This window comes from Streptomyces sp. NPDC059456 (assembly GCF_042750055.1).
Lineage (GTDB): Bacteria > Actinomycetota > Actinomycetes > Streptomycetales > Streptomycetaceae > Streptomyces.
Map to the genome: position 1 here is coordinate 1 of NZ_JBHYVA010000852.1, position 3,151 is coordinate 3,151.

Below are 3,151 nucleotides of genomic sequence, written 5' to 3' on the forward strand. Positions count from 1 at the left end.
GTCCTGCGGACCGACGTCTCGGGCGATCCGACGTTCCGGGAGGTCGTGGAGCGGGTCCGGGAGGCGGACCTGGCGGCGTTCGCCCACCAGGACGTGCCGTTCGAGCGACTGGTGGAGATCCTCAACCCGGCGCGGTCCATGGCCCGCCACCCCCTCTTCCAGGTCATGCTCGCCTTCCAGAACAACCTCCGACCCGAGCTCGACCTCCCCGGTGTAAGGGCCGAGGTGGAACCGCTCCAGGGTGCGGTGGCCAAGTTCGACCTGTCGTTCAGCCTGGGGGAGACCCACGGCATCGACGGGACGCCCGCAGGTCTTGAAGGACAGCTGGACTACCGGACGGACCTGTTCGCGGAGGCCACGGTCCAAGGGCTTGCAGATCGCCTGTTGCACGTGCTGGAAGCCGTCGTTGCCGAGCCTGGGCAGTTGGTTCGGGAGATCGACGTCCTCGGTGTCGATGAGCGTCGGCGGGTGTTGGTCGAGTGGAACGACACGGTTCGTGAGGTTCCGGGTGCGACGTTGCCGGAGTTGTTCGAGGCGCAGGTGTTGCGGACTCCGGATGCGGCGGCGGTGGTGTGTGGTGGGGTTGAGCTGTCGTATGCGGAGTTGAATGCTCGGGCGAATCGTCTGGCGCGTCATCTGGTGGCGTGCGGCGTCGGTCCGGAGCGTCTGGTGGCGGTGGCTTTGCCGCGGTCGGTCGAGCTGTTCGTGGCGTTGCTTGCGGTGTTGAAGAGCGGTGCGGGTTATGTGCCGGTGGATCCGGAGTACCCGGCGGACCGGATCGGGTACATGCTCGCGGATGCCGAACCTGTGCTCGTTGTGACGGACGCGGCGACTGCGAGCCTGCTGCCCCGGGACGAGGACGTACGGCACCTGCTGCTCGATGATCCTTCGGTGCAGGACGCGGTGGCGGCCCGGGACGGCGGAGACCTGTCTGACGGTGATCGTTTGTCTTCGGTGTTGCCGGCGCATGTGGCGTATGTGATTTATACGTCGGGTTCGACGGGGCGGCCGAAGGGTGTGGTGGTGTCGCATGTGGGTGTGGCGAGTTTGTCGGGGACGCAGGTCGAGGGTCTGGGTGTGGGGTTGGGTGCCCGGGTTCTTCAGTTTGCTTCGGTGAGTTTTGACACGTCGGTCTGGGAGATCTGGATGGCGTTGTTGTCGGGTGCGGTGTTGGTGGTGCCGTTGTTGGAGGAGCGGGTCGCGGGTGAGGTGTTGTCGCGGTTCGTGGTGGGTCATGGGGTGACGCATGCGACGTTGCCGCCGGCGGTGTTGGAGGTGTTGGGGGAGGGTGCTCTTCCTGCGGGTCTGACGTTGGTGTTGGCGGGTGAGGCGTCGTCGGCGGGGTTGGTCGGGCGGTGGGCTTCGGGGCGTCGGGTGTTCAATTCGTTCGGTCCGACGGAGACCACGGTGGATGTCACGTTGTGGGAGTGCCGTGCGGGTGATGTGACGGTGCCGATCGGGCGTCCGGTGTGGAACACGCGGGTGTATGTGCTGGATGCGGGTTTGTCGCCGGTGCCGGTGGGTGTGGCGGGTGAGTTGTATGTTGCTGGATCGGGTGTGGCTCGGGGTTATGTGGGTCGTGCGGGGTTGACGGCGGAGCGGTTCGTTGCGGATCCGTTCGCGGTGGTGGCGGGTTCGCGGATGTATCGCACGGGTGATGTGGTGCGGTGGACTGCGGATGGTGTCCTGGAGTTCGTGGGGCGTGCTGACGGTCAGGTGAAGGTGCGGGGTTTCCGTATCGAGCCGGGCGAGATCGAAGCGGTTCTCGCTGGTCATGAGCAGGTCGCTCAGGTGGCCGTCGTCGTAAGGGAGGACCAGCCCGGCGACAAGCGCCTCACCGCCTACGTCGTACCGACACCCGATGCCTCCGCACACGACGTGCCGTGGAGCGCCGTCACCTCTGAACTGCGCAGCCACGTCCGTCGAAGCCTGCCGGACTACATGGTGCCGTCGGCCTTCGTCGTGCTGGACGCTCTGCCGTTGACGCCGAACGGGAAGCTGGACCGCAAGGCGCTGCCGGCCCCCGAATACAAGCCGGACAGTTCGGGGAGGGCACCGCGGACACCACAGGAGGAGACCCTGTGCGCGCTCTTCGCAGAGGTCCTGGGCGTGGAGCTGGTGACGATCGACGACAGCTTCTTCGACCTCGGCGGCCACTCCTTGCTGGCGACCCGGCTCGTACGGCGGATCCGCATGGCCCTGGGCGTGGAAGTCACCGTCCGGTCGCTGTTCGGAGCACCCACGGTGGCTCTGCTGGCGACGGAACTCGCCTCAGCAGCGACGGCGAAGGCGCGTCCCAAGCTGCGACGGATGCGTCCCCTTCCGGAAGACGGCGAATGACGCCGCTTTCCACATGAGTGGCGAGAGCGGCGGGGCCTGAGGAAAGCTCCACCGGCCCCGCCCGCTCGCAGGTTCTTCATGCAATCCGCCGCCTGGACAGGCGGTGTACCCCCTCCGTGTGAGGGAGCAAGCGAAAGGTTGTACCTGTGATTCCGGTGTCGTTCGCGCAGCGTCGTCTGTGGTTCCTGGGTCAGCTCGAAGGTGCGTCGGCGACGTACAACATTCCGCTCGTGCTGCGTCTGACCGGCGCGCTGGACGTGGAGGCGCTGCGGGCTGCGCTGGCGGACGTCGCGGGCCGGCACGAGAGTCTGCGGACGGTGTTCCCGCAGGTGGACGGCGAGCCGCGGCAGGAGATCCGGCAGGGCGCCGCGGGGATTCCCGATGCCGTCGTGGAGTCTGTGTCGGCTGGTGACGTTGCGGCCGTGGTGGCGCAGGTGACGGGTGCCGGGTTCGATCTGGAGCGGGATCTTCCGTGGCGGGTGAGCCTGCTGGAGGTCACGGACGCCCTGGATGAGTGGGTGTTGGTGATGGTGGTCCATCACATCGCGGCGGACGGCTGGTCGATGGCGCCGCTGGCCCGGGACCTTTCGCAGGCGTATACAGCCCGGTGCCAGGGGCGGGCCCCGGCCTGGGAAGAACTTGAGGTGCAGTACGCGGACTACACGCTGTGGCAGCGTGAGGTCCTCGGCGACGAGGACGACCCGGACAGCGTGATCGCGGCGCAGGTCGCCTACTGGAAGGAAGCCCTGGCCGGTCTTCCGGAGCAGTTGGAGCTGCCGGTGGACTACCCGCGCCCCGCTGTCGCCTCGCA

General features: G+C 67.3%; 1 pseudogene. It reads left to right on the forward strand.

From position 1 onward, the window contains the following. Positions 1 to 3,151, forward strand: a pseudogene (locus ACFXA3_RS39545) (amino acid adenylation domain-containing protein); the annotation flags it as partial.